This is a genomic window from Streptomyces sp. SID14478 (assembly GCF_010548525.1).
GTDB lineage: Bacteria > Actinomycetota > Actinomycetes > Streptomycetales > Streptomycetaceae > Streptomyces.
Genome location: NZ_JAAGMG010000840.1, coordinates 1 through 20,318, shown reverse-complemented (window position 1 = coordinate 20,318; position 20,318 = coordinate 1). Strand labels below are relative to the sequence as shown.

Here is a 20,318-nt window from a genome sequence, read left to right as displayed (position 1 = left end):
GGCCTCGGCGCCCTGCACCGAGCCGATCTCCACGGGCTTGTCCGCCTTCGCGGCGCCCCCGGGAGTCTCGCCCAGCTGCGGCCTGCGCGCGCGGTACGCCGCCCGGTACGCCGCCGGGGACGAGCCCAGCTGACGCCGGAAGTGCCCGCGCAGCGCGACCGGGGACCGGAAGCCGCAGCGCCCGGCGACCTCGTCGACCGAGTAGTCGGAGGTCTCCAGGAGCCGCTGCGCCTGCAGCACCCGCTGCGTGATCAGCCACTGGAGCGGGGCGGACCCCGTCAGCGACCGGAAGCGGCGGTCGAAGGTGCGGCGGCTCATGTAGGCACGGGCCGCCAGCGTCTCCACGTCGAACTGTTCGTGTAAATGCTCCAGGGCCCAGGCGACGACCTCGGCCAGCGGGTCCGCGCCGATCTCCTCGGGCAGCGACCGGTCGAGGTAGCGTTCCTGGCCGCCGCTGCGGCGCGGCGGGACCACCAGGCGCCGGGCGAGCGCGCCGGCCGCCTCGTTGCCGTGGTCCGTGCGCACGATGTGCAGACACAGGTCGATACCGGCCGCGGTGCCCGCGCTGGTCAGTACGTCCCCGTCGTCCACGAAGAGCTCGCGCGGGTCCACGTGGACCGACGGATAGCGCTTGGCGAGCGTCGGTGCGTACATCCAGTGCGTGGTGGCCGGGCGGCCGTCGAGCAGGCCTGCCGCGGCCAGCACGAACGCGCCGGTGCACAGGCCGACGATGCGCGCGCCCTCCTCGTGGGCGCGACGGATCGCGTCCAGCGCCTCCTCCGGCGGCGGCGAGGTGATCGACCGCCAGGCCGGCACCACCACGGTGCCCGCCCGCGAGATCGCCTCAAGGCCGTGCGGCGCGGTGAGTTCAAGTCCCCCCGTGGTCCGCAGTGGTCCCTCTTCACCGGCGCACACGAGCAACCGGTACCGGGGGACTCCCGCGTCCTGACGGTCGATTCCGAACACGGAGAGCGGAATGGAACTTTCGAAGATGGGTCCGCCGCTGAACAGCAGCACGGCGACGATCTCCCGCCGCCGGCGTCCTGACAGCTTGCGAGCCGCCGCCTCCGGCGCAATGGTGGCGTCGTGGCTCATCCTGCTAAGCCCCCCTCGGTGATCGCGGCTCCCTCAATACTTTGACGGGCTGTTCGCTCCTGCACGTTTCCCCTCGGTCCTGCACGAAGTCCCCCGCCGCCTACTGATCAGACAGTCATGATCGAATCTACTGTGTCCTGTGGTGCCCTCGTGACCAGTTAAGGACGCGGCAGATTGTCGACATGACAACTTGGCGTAAAGCAGTCGATCACGAAGCGTTGCACTCACGGGCGTTGCTGGGAAGTACGCCTCAACTCAGTGGCCGGTCCACGTAGGGTGCGAGCACCGACAGCGACCCTTTCAGCCCTGGTGGAACGGGGGTTGGGGGTGGCGCCGGGCAAGGAGTGGACCCCTGGCTGAAGTTGGCTGAAAATCAACGGGGTAGCGCGCGGATTCCGGTCAGTCCACCGGCGCACCACGGCCCGCGCGATTGCCGCCCCTGTGCGCCCCCAGACCGGTGCGGCCGTGACGGCCACGATGACTGCAGCACTGTTCACTGTGCAACCGTGCGGCGCCGCGTTCCGACTGGCGAAGGAGTACCCGGCAGGCCGCGGTCACCGCGGCGAGTCCCAGGGCGGCCCCGGCGGCGCCCGCGGCCGAGATGCCGTAGCCGACGAGCACGAGCGGCACCAGGACGCAGCTGAACGCCGCCCAGCGGACCACGTCGCCCGCGCCGTCCGCGCCGTCGGTCCGTGGCGGTGGCGCGTCCTGGGCGTGAGGGGTCGGGCGGGTGTGCGACTCGGGCGCGCGGGCGGGCGCCGGAATGCTCCGGCGCGCGGAGGCGGTGTGGTGCGCGGTGGACGGTCCGGGCACGGCGGGCTCCCTGGGTCATGAGGTTCCGGAGTTCAACGCGCGGGGGCCGTACCGGTCACTTGCCGCACGCCCGACAGGGGCCACAAGAGTGCGCAAACCGCCTGTACGGGGCAGCAACCATTGCCATACGGGCGGGGCCTCGTGCATGCTCCCCTGAACGCCCACCCGTGTCCCGCCACCACCCTTGCAAGGCCCGCGCTGCGCACCCCAGTAATTTTCTGGAGCGGTCGTGAAGGCAGGCCTGCGCAAGGGCCGGAGTCTGGGCAGAGGAGGAGTGTCGCCGTACCCTTGGGGGTATGGGGTTGGGAAGATGATTCCCGGACACAGCTCCGCCGAACCTGTTGTCGTCCCCTCATACAGAGGCCCACGAGGTACACGCCGAGACACTCATGGCCGGTCACGAGATTCCCGAACCCGCGGACCGCAAGCGGCAGGTCGCCGATCCCCTGGCGACCCCCCGAGCGGCGGAAGAGACACGTCACGCCTGTGACCCCGCTTTCAGACACGGCGTCGTCGTCGGTTTCGACGGCTCGACGTCCAGCGAGCGGGCGCTGGCCTACGCGATCGGCATGGCCCATCGCTCGGGCTCCGGCCTGATCATCGTGCATGTCGCCAACCGGCTGCCCACCACGGTGTGGGCGGGCTGTGAACCCCCCGTCTTCGTCGACGTGCCGGACCACCGCACCGAGGTCCTCGGGCTCGAACTCGCCTGTGCGGAGTATCTGTCCGAGGTGCCCTGGATCCTCGTCGAGCGCGGCGGCGACATCTGCCACGAGCTGGAGGAGGTCGGCCGCGAGTACTCCGCCGACGCCATCGTCGTGGGGTCGACCCACGGTCTCGTCGGGCGGATCTTCGGCTCGGTGGCGGGGCGGCTCGCGCGGCGGGCGCAGCGGCCCGTCGTCGTCATTCCGTAACGGGGCTTCGTCCCAGGTGAGATGCGGCCGACGGGTCCTCAACCTCCGTACGGGGTCTGAGCGTTCCGTTTCGACGGTTTTCCGCGGAACGGAAGAATCTACTCGCGCGTAGAGGTGGTTTGTGCCCTTGTGAAGGGTACATACCGGTCGCTGGACAACAGCACAGCACCCGCACCTTGCACGAAGGGAGCCCGCTGTGGACAACGACGTCTCCGCGGGCGGCGCGGCCACGACCGCGTCCGTCTCGACTCTCGGCCAACTGGCCCTCGGACTCACCCTGTTGGCTTTCGGCCTCGGTCACACCCAGGTGATCGACGACGTGACGGCGGCCGACGCCGTCTCGGTCGCGACGTACGTGGGCGGGATCGCCCTCTTCGTCGCCGGACTGCTCGCACTGCGCGCGGACGGCTTCACGGGCACGGCCTTCGCCGGCCTCGGCGCCTTCTGGTTCACCTGGGGCGTCTCCTCCGGCGACGCCGTCCCGGCGAACGCGGCGGGCCTGTTCCTGCTCCTGTTCGCCCTGCTCGCGCTCAGCCTGACACTCGGCTCGGCGGGGGCGAGCCCGTTCGTGCGCGGGACGTACGGAGCGATGTGCGTCGCACTCGTGCTGCTCGCGGTCGCCGCGTTCAGTGACACCGAGGCGCTGGGCAAGGTGGGCGGCTGGTTCGCCGCCGTGGGCGGCCTGCTCGCCTGGTACGGGGGCACGGCCTCGCTGGCGAAGCTGCCGACGGCGCTGCCCGGGCGTGCTGCCGGCCGGAGGGTGACGGCCACCGGCTGACAGCGGCAACGGGCCGGGGCAATGGGCGGCCCCGGCCCTGCGGGAGCGGGTCCCATGCGCTTGGTGGCGCGTATGGGACCCGTTCGTCGTGTGTCCGCGGAACTACTCCACCGTCACCGACTTCGCCAGGTTGCGCGGCTTGTCGATGTCGCGGCCGAGGGCCAATGCCGTGTGGTAGGCGAGGAGTTGGAGCGGAATGCCCATCAGGATCGGGTCCAGCTCGTCCTCGTTCTTCGGGACGACGATCGTGCGGTCGGCCTTCTCCTGCTCCTGGTGGGCGACCGCGAGGATGCGCCCGGAGCGGGCCTTGATCTCCTCCATCGCGGCGCGGTTCTTCTCCAGCAGGTCGTCGTCCGGGACGATCGCGACCGTGGGGAGCGCCGGCTCGATGAGGGCGAGCGGGCCGTGCTTGAGCTCGGAGGCGGGGTAGGCCTCGGCGTGGATGTACGAGACCTCCTTGAGCTTCAGGGACGCCTCGCGGGCCACCGGGTAGCCCCGGACGCGGCCGATGAACATCATCGAGCGGGCGTCCGCGTACTCCTCGGCGATCTTCTTGATCTCCGCCTCCTGGGCGAGGATCTCGGTGATCTGGGCGGGCAGCTTGCGCAGGCCCTCGATGATCCGCTTGCCGTCGGCGACGGACAGGTCGCGGATGCGGCCGAGGTGCAGGGCCAGCAGCGCGAAGGCGACCGTCGTGTTGGTGAAGCACTTGGTGGAGACGACGCAGACCTCGGGACCCGCGTGGACGTAGACGCCCGCGTCGGACTCGCGGGCGATCGCCGAGCCGACGACGTTCACGACGCCGAAGACGCGGGCGCCCTTGCGCTTGAGCTCCTGGACGGCGGCCAGCACGTCGTACGTCTCGCCCGACTGCGACACCGCGATGTAGAGGGTGTCGGGGTCGACGACCGGGTTGCGGTAGCGGAACTCGGAGGCCGGCTCGGCGTCCGCGGGGATGCGGGCCAGCTCCTCGATCATCTGGGCGCCGATCAGGCCCGCGTGGTACGAGGTGCCGCAGCCGAGGATCTTGACGCGGCGCACGGTCCGGGCCTCGCGGGCGTCCAGGTTCAGGCCGCCGAGGTGCACCGTGGAGAAGCGGTCGTCGATGCGGCCGCGCAGCACGCGGTCCACGGCCTCGGCCTGCTCGGAGATCTCCTTGTGCATGTACGTGTCGTGGCCGCCCATGTCGTACGAGGCGGCTTCCCACTCGACCGTGGTCGGGGACGCCGTCGTACGGGTGCCCTCCGTCGTGTACGTACGGAAGTCGTCGGCCTTCAGCGTCGCCATCTCGCCGTCGTCGAGCGTGACGATCTGGCGGGTGTGGGAGACGAGCGCGGCGATGTCCGAGGCGACGAACATCTCCTTGTCGCCGATGCCGAGGACGACCGGCGAGCCGTTGCGGGCCACCACGATGCGGTCGGGGAAGTCGGCGTGCAGGACCGCGATGCCGTACGTGCCCTCGATCAGGCGCAGCACGTCGCGGACCTTGTCCTCCAGGTCCGCCTGCGGGGAGCGGGCGATGAGGTGGGTGAGGACCTCGGTGTCCGTCTCGGAGAGGAACGTGACGCCGTCGGCGATCAGCTTGGCGCGCAGCTCGGAGGCGTTGTCGATGATGCCGTTGTGCACGACGGCGACCTTGTTGTCGCCGGACATGTGCGGGTGCGCGTTCTCGTCGGAGGGGGCGCCGTGGGTGGCCCAGCGGGTGTGGGCGATGCCGGTGGTGCCCTTGAAGCGGGCGGGGACCTTGGCCTCCAGGTCCCGGACGCGGCCCTTGGCCTTGACCATCTTCAGGCCGGTCGCCTTGGGGCTGGTGATCACGACGCCCGCGGAGTCGTAGCCGCGGTACTCCAGGCGCTGCAGCCCCTCGAGGAGGAGCGGCGCGACGTCACGCTTGCCGATGTAGCCGACAATTCCGCACATAAGTAAGAAGGGTCCCCTCTGGTTCTCGGTGACGGACCTCAGCCGTAGACCATGCGGCGCAGCTGCCGGAGCGAGAGCTCCGGCGGTGCCACCGCCCGGTACCGCAGATCCGCCGTGATCCGTTCGAAGATCGCCGCGTTCACCAGGCCCTGACCCTGGAGTTCGCGGTGGCGGCGACGGACGTACTCCTCCGTCGACTCGTCGAAGTAGGCGAGGACGTCCTGGATCACCCGCAGCGCCTCGCCCCGGCCGAGGGGCGTGCTGCGCGTCAGGTGATCGACAAGTTCCTCGTGCACTCGGTAGATCCTGGGGGAGAGGCATCGCCTGTGCAAGAAATCTGCCCGATTTCGGGCAGGGATCACAGGTGCCGGACGACATCCGGGGCTCTTGGGGGAGATGTGGTCAAGCCTTGAACCGGCCCATGCAGCTTGTTCGGGCCGTGTTCATCCGGCGTATCCGGGTGAGATGGGTGCCGCCAGCAACTTTCACGCCATGGACATTCCCCGCATGGGCGTACCCGACGAGCTGGCCGACCGCCCCCTCGCCGAGCAGCACGAGTACCTGCGCAGTAAATTCTCCCGCCGCACCATGATGCGCGGCGGCGCCGTGACGATCGGCGCGGTCGCGGGCGGCGTCTTCCTGCCGGGGGCCGCGAGCGCCGCGACCCCGGCCGCGTCCTTCGCCGCCGCCCCGCACACGGCCACCGAGCACGTCGACGGCGCCCTCGTCGCGCCGATGGGCCGCCACCTCTCCTACGGCGAGGACCCGCGCACCGAGATGACCGTCTCCTGGCAGGTGCCGGTCGCGGTCAAGAAGCCGTTCATCCGGATCGGCTCGCACGCCGGTGACCTGTCGCGGAAGATCCCGGCCGAGATCCGCGCCCTCTACACCCCGGCCGGCGTCGGCACCAGCGCCGACCACACCCAGTACTACGTGCACGCGAAGCTGAGCCACCTGCGGCCCGGCCAGACGTACTACTACGGCGTCGGCCACGACGGCTTCGACCCGGCGTCGCCGCGCTTCGCGAGCACCGTCTCCACCTTCACCACGGCGCCGTCCCGCTCCGAGCGCTTCACCTTCACGGCCTTCGGCGACCAGGGCGTCAGCTACCACGCGCTCGCCAACGACAGCCTGATCCTCGCCCAGGGCCCGTCCTTCCACCTGCACGCGGGTGACATCGCGTACGCGGACCCGTCGGGCTCGGGGCAGACCACGGACACGTTCGACGCGCGGACCTGGGACCAGTTCCTCGCGCAGACCGAGACCGTCGCCAAGTCCGTGCCGTGGATGGTCAGCTACGGCAACCACGACATGGAGGCCTGGTACGCGCCGCACGGCTACGGCAGCCAGGAGGCCCGCTTCGTGCCGCCGGCCAACGGCCCCGACCCGAAGAACCTGCCCGGCGTCTACTCCTTCGTGCACGGCAACACGGCGGTCATCTCCCTCGACGCCAACGACGTGTCCTGGGAGATCCCGGCCAACCTCGGCCTGTCCGGCGGCACCCAGACCAAGTGGTTCGAGGCGCAGCTGAAGAAGTTCCGGGCGCACGGCTCCGGGGTCGACTTCGTCGTCGTCTTCTTCCACCACTGCGCGTACTGCACCGCCACCTCGCACGCCTCGGAGGGGGGCGTGCGCAAGGAGTGGGTGCCGCTGTTCGAGAAGTACACGGTGGACCTGGTCATCAACGGCCACAACCACGTCTACGAGCGCTCCGACGTGCTCAAGGGCGAGAAGGTCACCAAGGAGCTGCCCATCGGCGGCACCGCCTACCCCGAGACGGACGGCGTCGTGTACGTGACGGCGGGCGCCGCGGGCAAGAGCCTGTACGCCTTCCCGGTCGCCGACTCCTACGAGGGCAACGAGAAGAAGGTCGACCCCTTCGCGTCCTACGTGACCCAGGCCGACGGCAGCAAGAAGGCCGTGACCGTGGACTGGTCGCGGGTGCGCTACACCAACTACTCGTTCCTGCGGGTCGACGTGGAGCCGGCGCCGGTGGGGCGCACCGCGAAGCTGACCGTGCGGGGCCTGGCCGAGACGGGGGAGGAGATCGACCGGTTCGTGGTGGCACGCAAGGTGCGCCGCTGACGCGCACGGTGCGCCGCTGACGCGCACGGTGCACCGCTGATGCGGTCGTTGGGTCGCTGATGCGGACGGCGGGCCGCTGACGGGGCGGGGCGTCACAGCCGTTTGAGGACCGCCTGCTTCGCGGCCGTGAACTCCTCGTCCGTCAGTATCCCGGCCTGATGCAGCTCCCCGAGCTCGCGCAGCCGCCGCAGTAGCGCGTCGTGGTCGTCCTCCGCCGGCGGCGCCGGTTCGGGCGCCGCCGGTGCGGCGGGCGCCTTGTCGAGCGCGGAGGGCGCAGAGGGCGCAGAGGGCGCGGGGTGCGCGGCCGGGGCGGAGGCGGCGGCCGGATGCGGCAGCCGGGCCTGGACGGCGGCCGCGACCAGCGCCATCAGCGGGTCCTTCTTGAAGCCCCACAGCTCGATCGAGTTCGGGTCGTACTTCGGCGGGGCCTTCGTCGGCGACGAGCGGACGGTGAAGCGCAGGCAGCCGTTCTCCAGGCCCAGGGCCGGCTGCCACTCCACCGCCGTGACGTCGCCGAGGGCGAGCAGCCGGGTCCCGGACGAGGCCTTCGCGTCCTCCGTCTTCCAGTTCCACTCCAGGCGGATCCGCTCCCCGTCGAAGCTCGCGGTGCCGTCCCCGGCGGAGACGGACAGCGGGACGGGCGGGCCCGGCAGCACGTACGACGTGCAGGCCGACGTCGGGACCTGTTCGAGCAGCAGCGCGTTGCGGATCTCGTCCACGAAGTACTCGGCGACCCCGTACCGGTCCGACTCCACGGTCATCTGGTACGGGTCCGCGCCCTCCGTCAGCTTGCCGGCGGTCGCCTGCAGCAGCGGGTCCGCGCCGTCCCGCAGGCGCAGCCGCAGCCGCCCCGACTTCCTGCCGTGCTCGAAGGAGATCCCGGCCAGCGCCCGCAGCGGCACCGTCAGTTCACCCAGTGACTTGCGGAGCAGGTGCACGCCTTTGTCGCGCCCCGGCACCAGCCGCAGCGTCTCCCCGTCGAACGTCCAAGTGCCGTCGCGCTGGATGATTTCCGCCATGGTGCAATTCTGGCATCCGGCCCACCGGGAAGTGGTCTACACCTTGACCGCGCGCGAGGCCGACGGTACCCATGGTGTCCGATCGACTGCTCGGCTCGCACGACGAACTCCGCCAACGACCGCCGTCGAAGGGACCGTTCGTGAGGACGCACCACAGAGCGCAGCGCACAGCCCACCGCCCGGCACGCAGCCGAGCGCACCGCAGACCCGCCCTGGCCCTGCTCGGCTCCCTGCTCCTGGTGGCCGCGGGAGCCGGCGCCCTCGGCGTCGCCCCCGCCTCGGCCGCGCAGCCCGACGCCGCCACGCCCCTCGGGCAGATCGTCCCCGCGCCGGCGAAGGCGACGGCGGGCGGATCCGCGTACGCGATCACGGCGAAGACCCGGATCCGGGTGGACGACGGCTCGCGCGACGCCCGCCGGATCGGCGACTACCTAGCCGGCGTGCTGCGCCCCTCCACCGGCTACAAGCTGCCCGTCACCGATGACGACGCCGGGGACGGCATCCGCCTCGAACTCAGCAAGAAGGACAAGGGACTCGGCGGTGAGGGGTACCGGCTGACCAGCACCGGCCGGTCCGTCACGGTCGTCGCCCACGCGCCCGCCGGGCTCTTCCACGGCGTGCAGACGCTGCGCCAGCAGCTGCCCGCGCGGGTGGAGTCCGCGAGCAGGCAGTCCGGGCCGTGGCGCGTCGCGGGCGGCACCATCGAGGACACCCCGCGCTACGGCTACCGCAGCGCCATGCTCGACGTGTCCCGGCACTTCTTCACCGTCAGCCAAGTCAAGCGCTACATCGACGAGTTGGCGCTGTACAAGGTCAACAAGCTGCACCTGCACCTGAGCGACGACCAGGGCTGGCGCATCGCCATCGACTCGTGGCCGAGGCTCGCCACGTACGGCGGGTCGACGCAGGTCGGCGGCGGCGCGGGCGGCCACTACACGAAGGCCCAGTACAAGGACATCGTCCGGTACGCCGCCTCGCGCTACCTGGAGGTCGTGCCCGAGATCGACATGCCGAGCCACACGAACGCCGCGCTCGCCTCGTACGCCGAGCTGAACTGCGACGGCGTCGCGCCCCCGCTGTACACGGGGACGGAGGTCGGCTTCAGCTCGCTGTGCGTCAACAAGGCCGTCACGTACGACTTCGTCGACGACGTGGTGCGCGAACTGGCCGCCCTCACACCCGGCAAGTACCTCCACATCGGCGGGGACGAGGCGCACTCGACCAGCCAGGAGGACTACAACACCTTCATGGACAAGGTGCAGCCGATCGTCGCCAAGTACGGGAAGACCGTGGTGGGTTGGCACCAGATCACCGGAGCCGTGCCCGCCAAGGGCGCCCTCGCGCAGTACTGGGGCACCGACGACACCAGCGCCGCCGAGAAGGCGCAGGTCGCCGACGCCGCGAAGAACGGCACCGGCATCGTCATCTCGCCCGCCGACCGGACGTACCTGGACATGAAGTACAACAAGGACACGCCGCTGGGTCTGGCGTGGGCCGGGTACGTGGAGGTGCAGCGCTCCTACGACTGGGACCCCGCCACCTACCTTCCCGGCGCGCCCGCCGCGGCCGTGCGGGGCGTCGAGGCGCCGATGTGGTCGGAGACCCTGTCGACCTCCGCGCACCTCGACTACATGGCCTTCCCGCGCCTGCCGGGCGTCGCCGAGCTCGGCTGGTCGCCCGCGGCCTCGCACGACTGGGACGCGTACAAGGCCCGGCTCGCCGCGCAGGCGCCCCGCTGGGACGCGCTCGGCATCGGCTACTACAAGTCGCCGCAAGTGCCGTGGCCCGCTGCCTAGTTGACTCCTAGGTACGCGAAAGGGGCTCGGGAGGACCGTCTCCCGAGCCCCTTGTCCACGGGGTGCGCCTACGCGATCGGGTTCTCCAGGTCGCCGACCAGCTGCAGTGCGCCCGAGGGGTCCGCCAGATCCACCATCTGCTCGTTGTTGCGCAACTGGAGCCGGTTCAGGGCGGACAGCGAGAAGCTCGGGGCGAACATGTCGAACCGCTCGAACTTGTCGGCCAGTTGGGGCGCCGACGCCTGGTAGTCGCGTACGCAGTCGGCGACCGCAGCCCAGAACGTGTCCTCGTCCACGACGCCGTCCTCGACCAGGTTCGCCGCCAGGAAGCGGAAGAAGCAGTCGAAGACGTCCGTGAAGATCGACAGCAGTTTCATGTCGTCGGGGACGTCGGCGCGGATGCGGTCCACCTGCGGCGGCAGCACCGCGTCCGGGTCCATCACCGCGATCTCCTCGGCGATGTCCTTGAACACCGCCCGCCGCACCACGCCGCGCTCGTCCAGGACCAGGATGACGTTCTCGCCGTGCGGCATGAACACCAGGTCATAGGCGTAGAAGCTGTGCAGCAGCGGGGTCAGGTAGGACGTCAGGTACGGCTTCAGCCACTCGCGCGGGGTCAGGCCCGAGCGCGCGATCAGGGCCCCGGCGAAGGAGCGGCCCTCGCGGTCCACGTGCAGCAGCGACGCCATCGTGGCCAGCCGCTCGCCGTCCGCCAGCGTCGGCACCGGGGACTCGCGCCACAGCGCCGCCAGCATCTTGCGGTACGGCGAGTAGCGGTCGGTGGCCGCCTCGTACTCCAGGTGCCGGTAGCCGACGGCCGCGCGCTCCCGGATGATCGTGAGGCCCGTGCCCTTGAGCACCTCGTCGTTCTCGATGAGCCCGGCCAGCCAGTCGTTGATCGCCGGGGTCGCCTCCATGTACGCCGCCGAAAGGCCGCGCATGAAGCCCATGTTGATGACCGACAGCGCCGTCTTCACGTAGTGCTTCGACGGCGACGTGGAGTTGAAGAACGTACGGATCGACTGCTGCGCCAGGTACTCGTCGTCCCCCTCGCCGAGGCACACCAGGTGCCGCTGGGCGACCTCGGCGGCGAACGTGACGGACAGCTTGTTCCACCACTGCCACGGGTGGACCGGGATCAGCAGGTAGTCCTCGGGGTCGAGACCCTGGTCGCGCAGGACCGCGTCGAAGCGCGCGAGGGTCTCCTCGCCCAGCTCCGCACGGAGCAGCGACTCGTAGTCCAGGCCGATGCCCGCCGTGAACGCGGCCCGCTCCCGGGTCGCCGCCAGCCAGACCAGGTGCACGGGGCTCGCGGTCTCGGGTGCGTACGAGAGGTACTCGTGGACGCCGAAGCCGAGCCGGCCGTTGTTCGCGACGAAGCACGGGTGACCCTCGGTCATGCCCGTCTCGATGTCCTGGAAGGAGCCGGATTCGGCCAGCTGCGCGGACGTCACGTCCGGCTTCGTCAGTTTGAAGCAGGTGCCGGAGAGCGTGGAGGAGATCTCCTCCAGGTAGACGGGCAGGATCGCCTCGCTCAGCCCGAGCGTGTCCTTCATCTCGATGAAGAACTGCTGGGCGTTGAGCGGGAGTTCGCTGCCGTCGCGGTGCCGGGTGATCGAGTCGGCGGCCACCTGCCAGTGGTCCAGGCGCAGCCGTCGGGCCCGGAACCGGTAGCGGGTCAGGCCGTCGTCGCTGCGCACGACGTAGCGGTCCGCGCCCTCGGTCGGCTCCGGCGTGAGGAGCCGCTCGTGGCTGAACTCGGCCAGTGCCTTGCGGATGAGCAGGCGGTTGGCCTCGGCCCAGCGGGCGGGGGTGAGGTGGGAGACGGTGTCGGCGAGGGTCATGCCCGGACCTCCTCGGCCTGTGCGGTGGCTGCTTCGAACTGGGCGCGCGTGCAGAAGCTCAGCAGCGCCCTCTTCTCGGGCTTGTCGATCTCCCGGTCGGGGACGAAGCCGACGGCCTCGTTGAGCGCGTGCACCGCCTTGTTGCTCACGTCGGGCTCGACGACGACCCTGCGCACCGCCGGGTCGGCGAAGAGGTGCGCCATCACCGCGGTGATCACGGCGCGGGTGAACCCGTGCTCGGGGGTGTCGGTGGGCGCGACGAGGAAGTGCATGCCGACGTCGCCGGGCTCGGGCTCGTACAGGCCGACGAGCTCGACGTGGACCGGGTCGTAGCGCTCCATCAGGAAGACGGGCTCGCCGTCGCGCTCGCCGATGAAGGCGTCGTGGTGCTCGGCCGCCGCGATCCCCATGTACTCCCGCTCCACGTCGGGGAGCCGGGCGTCCCCCATGAGCCAGAACGAGGCCTTGGGGTGCGTGACCCAGCCGTGGACGAGCTCGGCGTCCTTCAGCGGGTCGAGGGTGCGTATGTGGAAGGTGGTGCTGGTGCTCATACGGCGAACTCCTGGAACGCGATGGTCTTCTCGACGGGGTAGTACTCGGTGCCGAGCAGCTCGCCGATGATGTAACTGTTGCGGTAGGCGCCCATCCCCAGGTCGGGGCTGGTGATCGAGTGGGTGTGCACGCCCGCGTTCTGCAGGAAGATGCCCCGGCCCGTGGTGTCGATCGTGTAGTTGCGGGCGACGTCGAAGCGGCCCCGGCCGTCGAGGCGGATGCGGTCCTTGACCGGCTCCAGGAAGGCGGGCGCCCGGTACTTGTAGCCGGTGGCCAGGACCAGCCCGTCGGTGCTCAGCTCGAAGTCCTTGTCCTGCTCCTGCTGGTGCAGGCCGAGGGTGTACGTGCCGTTGTCGTAACGGGCCGTGCGCAGCGCCGCGTTGGTGAGCAGGCGGGTGGGGACGGGGCCGTCGAGGCCCTTTTGGTAGAGCAGGTCGAAGATGGCGTCGATCAGCTCCCCGTCGATGCCCTTGAACAGGCCCTTCTGCCGCTCCTCCAGCGAGTACCGGGTGGCCTCCGGCAGCGCGTGGAAGTAGTCGATGTAGTCCGGGGACGTCATCTCCAGCGTCAGCTTGGTGTATTCGAGCGGGAAGAAGCGCGGCGAGCGGGTGACCCAGTTCAGCCGGTAGCCGTGGACGTCGATCTCGCCGAGCAGGTCGTAGTAGATCTCGGCGGCGGACTGCCCGCTGCCGACCAGCGTGATCGACTCCTTCTTCTGCAGCTCCTGCTTGTGCTGCATGTAGCGGGAGTTGTGCACGAAGTCGCCGCCGAGGCCCTCGAGAGCCTCGGGGATGTGCGGCGGGGTGCCGGTGCCGAGGACCAGGTGCGGGGCGCGGTACGTCTCGCCCTGCTGCGTGGTGACCGTGTAGAGGCCGTCACCCTCGTCGTACGTCACCGAGGTCACGGTGGTCGAGAAGCGGACGGAGGAGAGTTTCGCGGCGGCCCAGCGGCAGTAGTCGTTGTACTCGACGCGCAGCGGATAGAAGTTCTCGCGGATGTAGAACGAGTACAACCGCCCTGATTCCTTCAGGTAGTTGAGGAAGGAGTAGGGGGAGGTCGGATCGGCGAGGGTGACCAGGTCCGACATGAACGGGGTCTGCAGGTGGGCGCCGTCGAGGAACATCCCCGAGTGCCACTCGAAGTCCGGCTTGGACTCCAGGAAGACGCCGTTCAGCTCGGCTATCGGCTCGCTCAGGCAGGCGAGGCCGAGGTTGAACGGGCCGAGCCCGATCCCGATGAAGTCGCGGGTCTCAAGAGGCGCGGTCAAGGGTGTCTCCCAGGTACTGCTCGGCATGGCCGGCGATGAGGTCGAGGACGGCCGAGATGTCGTCGAGGGTCGTCTCGGGGTTGAGCAGGGTGAACTTCAGGTAGTGGCGGCCGCCCACCTTGGTGCCCGCGACGACCGCGTCACCGGAGGCGAACAGGGCCTTGCGGGCGTGGAGGTTGGCGCGGTCGATCTCGGCCGGGTCGGTGACGCCGGCCGGGATGTAGCGGTAGACGAGCGTGGACAGCTGCGGTTCGACGACCACGTCGAAGCGCGGGTCGGCGGCGAGCAGCCGCCAGCCCTGCGCGGCCAGGTCGCACACCTCGTCGAAGAGCTGGCCGATGCCCTCGGCGCCCATCACGCGCAGCGTCATCCACAGTTTGAGGGCGTCGAAGCGGCGTGTGGTCTGCAGGGACTTGTCGACCTGGTTGGGGATGCGCTCGGCGACGGTGCGGCGCGGGTTCAGGTACTCCGCGTGGTACGTGGCGTGCCGCAGCGTGGCCCCGTCCCGGACCAGCAGGGCACTCGAACTCACCGGCTGGAAGAAGGACTTGTGGTAGTCGACGGTGACGGAGTCGGCCCGCTCGATGCCGTCGAGCCGGTCCCGGTTCTTGTTCGACACCAGCAGTCCGCAGCCGTACGCCGCGTCGACGTGCATCCAGGTGTCGTACTGGGCGCACAGCTCGGCGATCTCCGGCAGCGGGTCGATGGACCCGAAGTCGGTGGTGCCCGCCGTCGCGACGACGGCCATGGGGACGAGGCCGTCGCGCTCGCAGCGCTCCAGCTCGGCGGCGAGCGCGAGCGTCTGCATGCGCTTGTCCTTGTCGACCGGGACCGAGACGACCGCCTGCGCGTCGAGGCCGAGCAGCGTCGCGGACTTCTTGACGCTGAAGTGGCTGACCTCGGAGGCGAAGATGCGCAGTTTCGCGAGGGAGTCGGTCTTGGCCTCCTGGCGGGCGAGCAGCAGCGCCTGCAGGTTGGACTGCGAGCCGCCGGAGGTGAACACCCCGTCGGCCGCGGGGCCGAGGCCGATGCGCCCTGCCGTCCAGTCGATGAGCTTGCGCTCGATGAGGGTGCCGCCCGCGGACTGGTCCCAGGTGTCCAGCGAGGAGTTGACCGCGGACAGGATGGCCTCGCCGAGCACGGCCGGGATGACGACCGGGCAGTTGAGGTGGGCGAGGTAGCGGGGGTGGTGGAAGTAGACGGCGTCGCGGAGGTAGACGTCCTCCAGCTCGTCCAGGACGGCGATGGTGTCGTGGAGCGGAGCGTCCAGGTCGACGGCGTCGATGGTGGGGGAGAGGGCGTCGGGTGTGACGCCGGTGAACGGCCGTGCGGTGGTGGCGAGTTTGGCCGCCACCCGCTCGATTCCCTCGGTCACGGAACTGCGGTAGAGCTCCGCGGTCGTGTCATTGAGCAGGTGCGATCGGTGCTGCGGCCCGCAGGGCCTCGGTTGAGGGTGGTGGGGGGAGACGGGCGGGCGCATGAACGGTTCCTCCGGGTGGGGATGCGGGTGTTCCCGGGTAGGGCAGGAAAAAGGGCGAGGTCGCGAACTCGTTCTTAGGTTAGCCTAACCTAAGTTGAGCGTGCGACCCCGCCCCACGGATGTGACCGGATCAGCTTGCTGCGGCTGGATTTACCCCTGAGGCGACGCGCGCAGGGCGTCCTCGCTCAGGCCGCGCCGCCAGTACCCGACGAACGTCACGGACCGCTTGTCGTAGCCGCGCTCGCGCACCAGGTGGCGGCGGAGTTCCTTCATCGTCCCGGACTCGCCCGCCAGCCACGCGTACGGGCTTGCGGCGTCCGGGAGTTGTGCGGCGCGCACGCGGTCCAGGGCCGAGGGGCCGCCCTCGTCGCGCACCAGCCAGGTCACGGTGACGTCGGCGAGCGTCACGATCGGCTGGATGTCGGCGCGGTGCGGAACCTCCAGCCACACGTGCGCGCGCACGGACGCGGGCAGCCAGGCGAGCACGCCGAGCGCCGCGGGCAGGGCCGTCTCGTCGCCCCACATGAGGATGTGGTCGAAGTCGTCCTGGGGGCGGCAGCGCACCGCGGTGTTGTCGGCGACCGCGGGACCGAGCACCACGACCCGGTCGCCGGGCTTCGCCGACCGGGCCCAGCGGCAGGCGGGACCGGCGGCCGCGTTCGCGCCGGCGTCGTCGTGCAGCACGAAGTCGATCTCGACCTCCTGCGCCGGCGAGCGGCGCTGGCCGCTGAGCGTGTACGAGCGCATGATCGCGCGCTCGTGGTCCGGGATCGCCCGGTACGCCGCGTGCCAGGCGTGGCCGTCCTCGCCCGCGCCGACGGCGGGCATGACGGGGGCGTCCTGGCCGGGATGCGGCAGGAAGAGGGAGAGGGACTGGTCCCGGCCCCCGCCGTGGAAGCCGGCGAGGTCGGGGCCGGTGAAAGTGACCCGCAGGAGCGACGGGCCGAGCCGCCGCGTGCGGTCCACTTGCAGATCGAAGAATCGGTAAGGGGCAACAGCGGGGGCTTCGACCGTCGTCGTCATGGGATCAGGACACCTTCTTCGCCGTCTCGATGGCCTTTGCGAGGTTTTCCAGGAGCGGGGCGCACTTGTCGTAGGACAGGATCGGTTCGGGGGAACGGGCAATGACCTGACCGGCCTTGACCGCGGGCAGCTTCTTCCAGGTCGGCTCGTCGATGTCGGCCGGCTGGATGGTCTGGGAGCGGTCGTCCATCATGATGATGTCGGCCGCGTGCTTGTCGACGTTCTCCCAGCTCAGGTTCTCGAACCAGCCGCCGGACGCCTTCTTCGCGGCCTCGGTCGGCTCGACGAAGTTCACGCCCAGCGCCTTGAAGTACTCCAGGTCGACGGAGAGGTTCGTGCCGGACACGTAGAAGATGTCCTGGCTCGCGGAGCCCGCCATGACCTTGATGTCGGGGTGGGCCTTGGCGGCCTTGCGCAGCCGGGCGGCCGCGTCCTCGAAGCGCTTCTTCGCCTTGACGACCTTGTCGGCCTTCAGGTCCGCGCCGAGCGAGCCGGCCAGCGCGTACATGCGCTCCAGCGGCTGGGTCAACTGACGGTCGTAGACGGAGATCGCGATGCTCGGCGCGAGCTTGGCGATCTTGTCCTTGGACTCCTCCGGAACGGACCAGAGGGTGCCGGCGTCGTCGAACGTCGTGGAGACCAGCACGTCCGGGGCGAGCGCCGCGTACTTCTCGATGTTGAACTGGCCCCAGGCGTTGCCGAGGACGGTGACCTCGGCGACGTCCATGTCGCCGGCCTGCACGTCCGGCCTGCCGCCCTTGGTCGTGGTCGGGCCGAAGACGGCCTTGACCTGGACGCCGTAGTCGTGGAGCGCGGCGCCGACGCCGGTGAAGGCCACGATGGTCGCCGGCGCCTTGTCCAGCTTCACCGTGGTGCCGCGGTCGTCCTTGAAGGTCCAGGGGCCGGACTTGGCGTTCGTCGAGGAGCCCGCGTCGCCGTCCGTGGCGCTGTCGTCGTTGCCGCACGCGGCGAGCGCGACACCGAGGCCGAGGGCGCCGCCCGCGGCGAGGATGCCGCGGCGGCTGGGAAGGGACAGTCGGGCATGGGGCATTTCGGACTGCTTTCGGACGTGCCGGACCTGCGCCGGGCTGGGTCACTGGAACTGAGGGTAGGTTAACCTAAGTTCCTGAGCTGTCCAGGGGGCGGGTCCGGCCGTCCGGGCCGGGACTACGAGGTGAGCCCGAGCTCCCGCGCGATCAGCATCCGCTGCACCTCGCTCGTGCCCTCGCCGATCTCCAGGATCTTCGAATCGCGCCACATCCGGGCCACCGGGTACTCGTTCATGAACCCGTAGCCGCCGTGGATCTGCGTCGCCTCGCGCGCGTTGTCCACCGCGACCGTGGACGAGTACAGCTTCGCCAGCGCCGCCTCCTTCTTGAACGGCTCCCCGCTGACCAGCCGCGACGCCGCGTCCCGCCACGCGAGGCGGGCGGTGTGCGCCTTCATCTCCATGTCGGCGATCTTGAACTGGATCGCCTGGTACGCGCCGATGGTGTGCCCGAACGCCCGCCGCTCCTTGGCGTACTTCACCGACTCGTCCACACAGCCCTGCGCGAGCCCGGTCGCGAGCGCCGAGATCGCCACCCGTCCCTCGTCGAGGATGCGCAGGAACTGGGCGAAGCCGCGGCCCTCGGTGCCCAGCAGGTTCGCGGCCGGTACGCGTACGTCGTCGAAGTGGAGTTCCCGGGTGTCCGACGCGTTCCACCCGACCTTCGAGTACGGCGCCGCGACCGTGAAGCCGGGTGTCCCGGACGGCACGATGATCGAGGAGATGAGCGGCTTGCCGTCGGGGGTGCGGCCGGTCACCGCCGTCACCGTCACCAGGCCCGTGATGTCCGTACCGGAGTTCGTGATGAAGCACTTCGTGCCGTTGATGACCCAGTCGCCGCTCGCCTCGTCGCGGACCGCGGTCGTGCGGGTGCCGCCCGCGTCCGAGCCGGCCTCCGGCTCCGTCAGGCCGAACGCGCCGAGTATCTCCCCGGCGCACAGCCGCGGCAGCCACGCACGCTTCTGCTCCACGGTACCGAACAGGTGCAGCGGCATCGCGCCCAGCGAGACGCCCGCCTCCAGGGTGATCGCCACGGACGAGTCGACGCGCGCCAACTCCTCCAGGACGATGCCGAGCGCCAGGTAGTCGCCGCCCATGCCGCCGTACTCCTCGGGGAACGGCAGCCCGAACAGGCCCATGCGCCCCATCTCCCGCACGATCTCGTACGGGAATTCGTGCCGCTCGTAGAAGTCGCCGATCTTCGGTGCGACGACCTCGTGCGCGAACTCCTCGACGGTGCGCCGGAGTTCCTCGTGCTCGGGGGAGAGGTGGTGATCCATGACTGCCTCACTGCTCGTGGTTCGTCGCCGGGGGCATCAGGGCGCGAACGGTGCGGGACGGGCTGGGTCGGCCCAGGTGAGTGGCCAGCCACGCGCTGGTGGCGGTGAGCCGGCCGAGGTCGACGCCGGTCTCGATGCCGAGTCCGTCGAGCATCCAGACGAGGTCCTCGGTGGCGAGATTGCCGGTGGCGCTCTTCGCGTACGGGCAGCCGCCGAGGCCGCCCGCGGAGGCGTCGACCGTCGTCACGCCGTGCTGCAGGGCCGCCAGGGTGTTGGCGAGGGCCTGGCCGTACGTGTCGTGGAAGTGCACGCCGATGACGTCCGTCGGCACGCCCTCCTCGTTCAACTGCGCGAGCAGCGCCTGTACATGGCCGGGGGTGGCGACCCCGATCGTGTCGCCGAGGCTCAGCTCGTCGCAGCCCATGTCCCTCAGGGACCGGGCGACCCCGACGACCTGGTGGACCGGGACGGCGCCCTCCCACGGGTCGCCGAAGCACATGGAGAGATAGCCGCGCACGTGCGCGCCCTGCTCCTTGGCCCGGGTCACGACCGGCTCGAACATCGCGAGCGACTCCGCCACCGTCCGGTTCAGATTGGCCTTCGCGAAGGACTCGGTCGCGCTGGCGAACACGGCGACCCGGCGCGCGCCGAGAGCCAGCGCCCGGTCCAGGCCCCGCGCGTTCGGTACGAGCACCGGGAGGTGTACGTCGCCGAGGTCCTGGAGGAGGGGGAACAGGGCCTCGGCGTCGGCCAGTTGGGGGACCCATTCGGGGCGTACGAAGCTCGTCGCCTCGATGGTGGTCAGGCCCGACGCGGCCAGGCGGTGGATGAACTCCGCCTTCAACTCGGTCGGGACGGCCGTCTTCTCGTTCTGCAGGCCGTCCCGGGCGCCCACCTCGTGGATCCGTACCCGGGCGGGGAGGTCCTGGGCCGGCACGGCCATCGGCAGGGGGCGGGTCATGAGGTCGCCCCCTCGCCGCCGGCGGAGCCGCTTGGGCGTCCCTCGTCCCCGGCTTCCCCGGCTCCCTCGGCGGCCGAGGGCTCCACCACCGCCAGGACCTGGTCCATCGCCACCGTCGTGCCCGGTGCCACGTCCAGCTCCGTCACGACCCCCGCGTGCGGGGCCGCGATGACGTGCTCCATCTTCATCGCCTCCACCACCAACAGGCTCTGGCCCGCCGCCACTTCCTCGCCGCGCGTCACCTTCACCACCGTCACCGTGCCGGGCATCGGCGCCGTCAGGGACCCCGCGCCGCCGGACCCCGCGCCGGTCAGGCTCGCCGCCACGGGGTCGTGGGTCTGTACGTGCCAGGCGTCGCCGTCGAGGCCCAGCCAGTCGCCGGCGGCAGCGGTGAGGCGGGCGGGCCGCGTCGGGGCGCCGTCCACCAGCACCTCCCCGCCGCG

General features: G+C 70.4%; 18 protein-coding genes. 4 read left to right on the top strand and 14 right to left on the bottom strand.

The genetic code is table 11. The features are described 5' to 3' along the window. Both G3I40_RS27415 and G3I40_RS48175 read right to left on the bottom strand, forming a co-directional pair. Window positions 1-1,095, bottom strand: a 1,095-nt coding sequence (locus G3I40_RS27415) for a helix-turn-helix domain-containing protein (protein WP_239091965.1), incomplete at its 3' end; no start/stop codon positions are given. Between the two features lie 399 nt (window positions 1,096-1,494). Beyond that, window positions 1,495-1,908, bottom strand: coding sequence for a hypothetical protein (locus G3I40_RS48175; protein WP_343245027.1), 414 nt, complete (start codon window positions 1,906-1,908; stop codon window positions 1,495-1,497). A 389-nt stretch (window positions 1,909-2,297) separates the two neighbouring features. Between G3I40_RS48175 and G3I40_RS27405 the strand changes: the two genes are divergently transcribed. Both G3I40_RS27405 and G3I40_RS27400 read left to right on the top strand, forming a co-directional pair. Next, window positions 2,298-2,822: a universal stress protein gene (locus tag G3I40_RS27405; RefSeq protein ID WP_164304949.1), complete on the top strand. Its 525-nt coding sequence runs from the start codon at window positions 2,298-2,300 to the stop codon at window positions 2,820-2,822. 196 nt (window positions 2,823-3,018) lie between these two features. Beyond that, window positions 3,019-3,600 carry a GPR1/FUN34/YaaH family transporter gene (locus G3I40_RS27400; protein ID WP_164304947.1) on the top strand — a complete coding sequence of 194 codons (582 nt, stop codon included), beginning with the start codon at window positions 3,019-3,021 and terminating at the stop codon, window positions 3,598-3,600. Window positions 3,601-3,702: 102 nt separating this feature from the next. On the opposite strand, the gene glmS is transcribed toward G3I40_RS27400, so the two are convergent. Further along, complete coding sequence (gene glmS, locus G3I40_RS27395) at window positions 3,703-5,520, bottom strand: glutamine--fructose-6-phosphate transaminase (isomerizing) (RefSeq protein WP_164304945.1); 1,818 nt, start codon at window positions 5,518-5,520, stop codon at window positions 3,703-3,705. 38 nt (window positions 5,521-5,558) lie between these two features. After that, complete coding sequence (locus G3I40_RS27390) at window positions 5,559-5,816, bottom strand: hypothetical protein (protein ID WP_164304943.1); 258 nt, start codon at window positions 5,814-5,816, stop codon at window positions 5,559-5,561. Between the two features lie 196 nt (window positions 5,817-6,012). On the opposite strand from G3I40_RS27390, the gene G3I40_RS27385 reads away from it, so the two are divergent. After that, window positions 6,013-7,605 carry a metallophosphoesterase family protein gene (locus G3I40_RS27385; protein WP_164304941.1) on the top strand — a complete coding sequence of 531 codons (1,593 nt, stop codon included), beginning with the start codon at window positions 6,013-6,015 and terminating at the stop codon, window positions 7,603-7,605. A gap of 92 nt (window positions 7,606-7,697) precedes the next feature. On the opposite strand, the gene G3I40_RS27380 is transcribed toward G3I40_RS27385, so the two are convergent. Further along, window positions 7,698-8,624: a DUF4429 domain-containing protein gene (locus G3I40_RS27380; RefSeq protein ID WP_164304939.1), complete on the bottom strand. Its 927-nt coding sequence runs from the start codon at window positions 8,622-8,624 to the stop codon at window positions 7,698-7,700. A 218-nt stretch (window positions 8,625-8,842) separates the two neighbouring features. Between G3I40_RS27380 and G3I40_RS27375 the strand changes: the two genes are divergently transcribed. Then, window positions 8,843-10,420, top strand: coding sequence for a beta-N-acetylhexosaminidase (locus tag G3I40_RS27375; protein ID WP_275410226.1), 1,578 nt, complete (start codon window positions 8,843-8,845; stop codon window positions 10,418-10,420). Between the two features lie 68 nt (window positions 10,421-10,488). Here the strand turns inward: G3I40_RS27375 and G3I40_RS27370 are convergent, their stop codons facing one another. From G3I40_RS27370 to G3I40_RS27330, 9 genes are all read right to left on the bottom strand, one after another. Continuing rightward, window positions 10,489-12,264: an IucA/IucC family siderophore biosynthesis protein gene (locus tag G3I40_RS27370; protein ID WP_164304936.1), complete on the bottom strand. Its 1,776-nt coding sequence runs from the start codon at window positions 12,262-12,264 to the stop codon at window positions 10,489-10,491. Beyond that, a complete protein-coding gene (locus tag G3I40_RS27365; RefSeq protein WP_164304934.1) occupies window positions 12,261-12,815 on the bottom strand; it encodes a GNAT family N-acetyltransferase in 555 nt (184 codons plus the stop codon). Before G3I40_RS27365 ends, G3I40_RS27370 begins: the two co-directional genes overlap by 4 nt. After that, complete coding sequence (locus tag G3I40_RS27360; RefSeq protein WP_164304932.1) at window positions 12,812-14,110, bottom strand: SidA/IucD/PvdA family monooxygenase; 1,299 nt, start codon at window positions 14,108-14,110, stop codon at window positions 12,812-12,814. The genes G3I40_RS27365 and G3I40_RS27360 overlap by 4 nt, the downstream gene beginning before the upstream one ends. Beyond that, window positions 14,067-15,563, bottom strand: coding sequence for a lysine decarboxylase DesA (gene desA, locus G3I40_RS27355; RefSeq protein WP_164304930.1), 1,497 nt, complete (start codon window positions 15,561-15,563; stop codon window positions 14,067-14,069). The genes G3I40_RS27360 and desA overlap by 44 nt, the downstream gene beginning before the upstream one ends. A gap of 150 nt (window positions 15,564-15,713) precedes the next feature. After that, the gene (locus G3I40_RS27350) at window positions 15,714-16,586 is read right to left on the bottom strand and encodes a siderophore-interacting protein (RefSeq protein ID WP_164304928.1); all 873 of its coding nucleotides are present in this window, start codon (window positions 16,584-16,586) and stop codon (window positions 15,714-15,716) included. 4 nt (window positions 16,587-16,590) lie between these two features. Next, window positions 16,591-17,637: an ABC transporter substrate-binding protein gene (locus G3I40_RS27345; RefSeq protein WP_164304926.1), complete on the bottom strand. Its 1,047-nt coding sequence runs from the start codon at window positions 17,635-17,637 to the stop codon at window positions 16,591-16,593. A 116-nt stretch (window positions 17,638-17,753) separates the two neighbouring features. Continuing rightward, entirely contained in the window at window positions 17,754-18,914 is a 1,161-nt protein-coding gene (locus tag G3I40_RS27340; protein WP_164304924.1) for an acyl-CoA dehydrogenase family protein, read from the bottom strand. 7 nt (window positions 18,915-18,921) lie between these two features. After that, window positions 18,922-19,875: a hydroxymethylglutaryl-CoA lyase gene (locus G3I40_RS27335; RefSeq protein WP_164304922.1), complete on the bottom strand. Its 954-nt coding sequence runs from the start codon at window positions 19,873-19,875 to the stop codon at window positions 18,922-18,924. Continuing rightward, window positions 19,872-20,318: biotin/lipoyl-containing protein (locus G3I40_RS27330; protein ID WP_343245026.1), on the bottom strand; the 447-nt coding region annotated here is incomplete at its 5' end. The genes G3I40_RS27335 and G3I40_RS27330, both read right to left, overlap by 4 nt.

What these genes read in the sequence shown, in the direction of transcription:
- G3I40_RS27405 (WP_164304949.1), top strand. Translation starts at nt 2,298, where the DNA reads ATGGCCGGTCACGAGATTCCCGAACCCGCGGACCGCAAGCGGCAGGTC.
- glmS (WP_164304945.1), bottom strand. Translation starts at nt 5,520, where the DNA reads ATGTGCGGAATTGTCGGCTACATCGGCAAGCGTGACGTCGCGCCGCTC.
- G3I40_RS27385 (WP_164304941.1), top strand. Translation starts at nt 6,013, where the DNA reads ATGGACATTCCCCGCATGGGCGTACCCGACGAGCTGGCCGACCGCCCC.
- G3I40_RS27380 (WP_164304939.1), bottom strand. Translation starts at nt 8,624, where the DNA reads ATGGCGGAAATCATCCAGCGCGACGGCACTTGGACGTTCGACGGGGAG.
- G3I40_RS27370 (WP_164304936.1), bottom strand. Translation starts at nt 12,264, where the DNA reads ATGACCCTCGCCGACACCGTCTCCCACCTCACCCCCGCCCGCTGGGCC.
- G3I40_RS27365 (WP_164304934.1), bottom strand. Translation starts at nt 12,815, where the DNA reads ATGAGCACCAGCACCACCTTCCACATACGCACCCTCGACCCGCTGAAG.
- G3I40_RS27360 (WP_164304932.1), bottom strand. Translation starts at nt 14,110, where the DNA reads ATGCCGAGCAGTACCTGGGAGACACCCTTGACCGCGCCTCTTGAGACC.
- desA (WP_164304930.1), bottom strand. Translation starts at nt 15,563, where the DNA reads ATGCGCCCGCCCGTCTCCCCCCACCACCCTCAACCGAGGCCCTGCGGG.
- G3I40_RS27350 (WP_164304928.1), bottom strand. Translation starts at nt 16,586, where the DNA reads ATGACGACGACGGTCGAAGCCCCCGCTGTTGCCCCTTACCGATTCTTC.
- G3I40_RS27345 (WP_164304926.1), bottom strand. Translation starts at nt 17,637, where the DNA reads ATGCCCCATGCCCGACTGTCCCTTCCCAGCCGCCGCGGCATCCTCGCC.
- G3I40_RS27340 (WP_164304924.1), bottom strand. Translation starts at nt 18,914, where the DNA reads ATGGATCACCACCTCTCCCCCGAGCACGAGGAACTCCGGCGCACCGTC.
- G3I40_RS27335 (WP_164304922.1), bottom strand. Translation starts at nt 19,875, where the DNA reads ATGACCCGCCCCCTGCCGATGGCCGTGCCGGCCCAGGACCTCCCCGCC.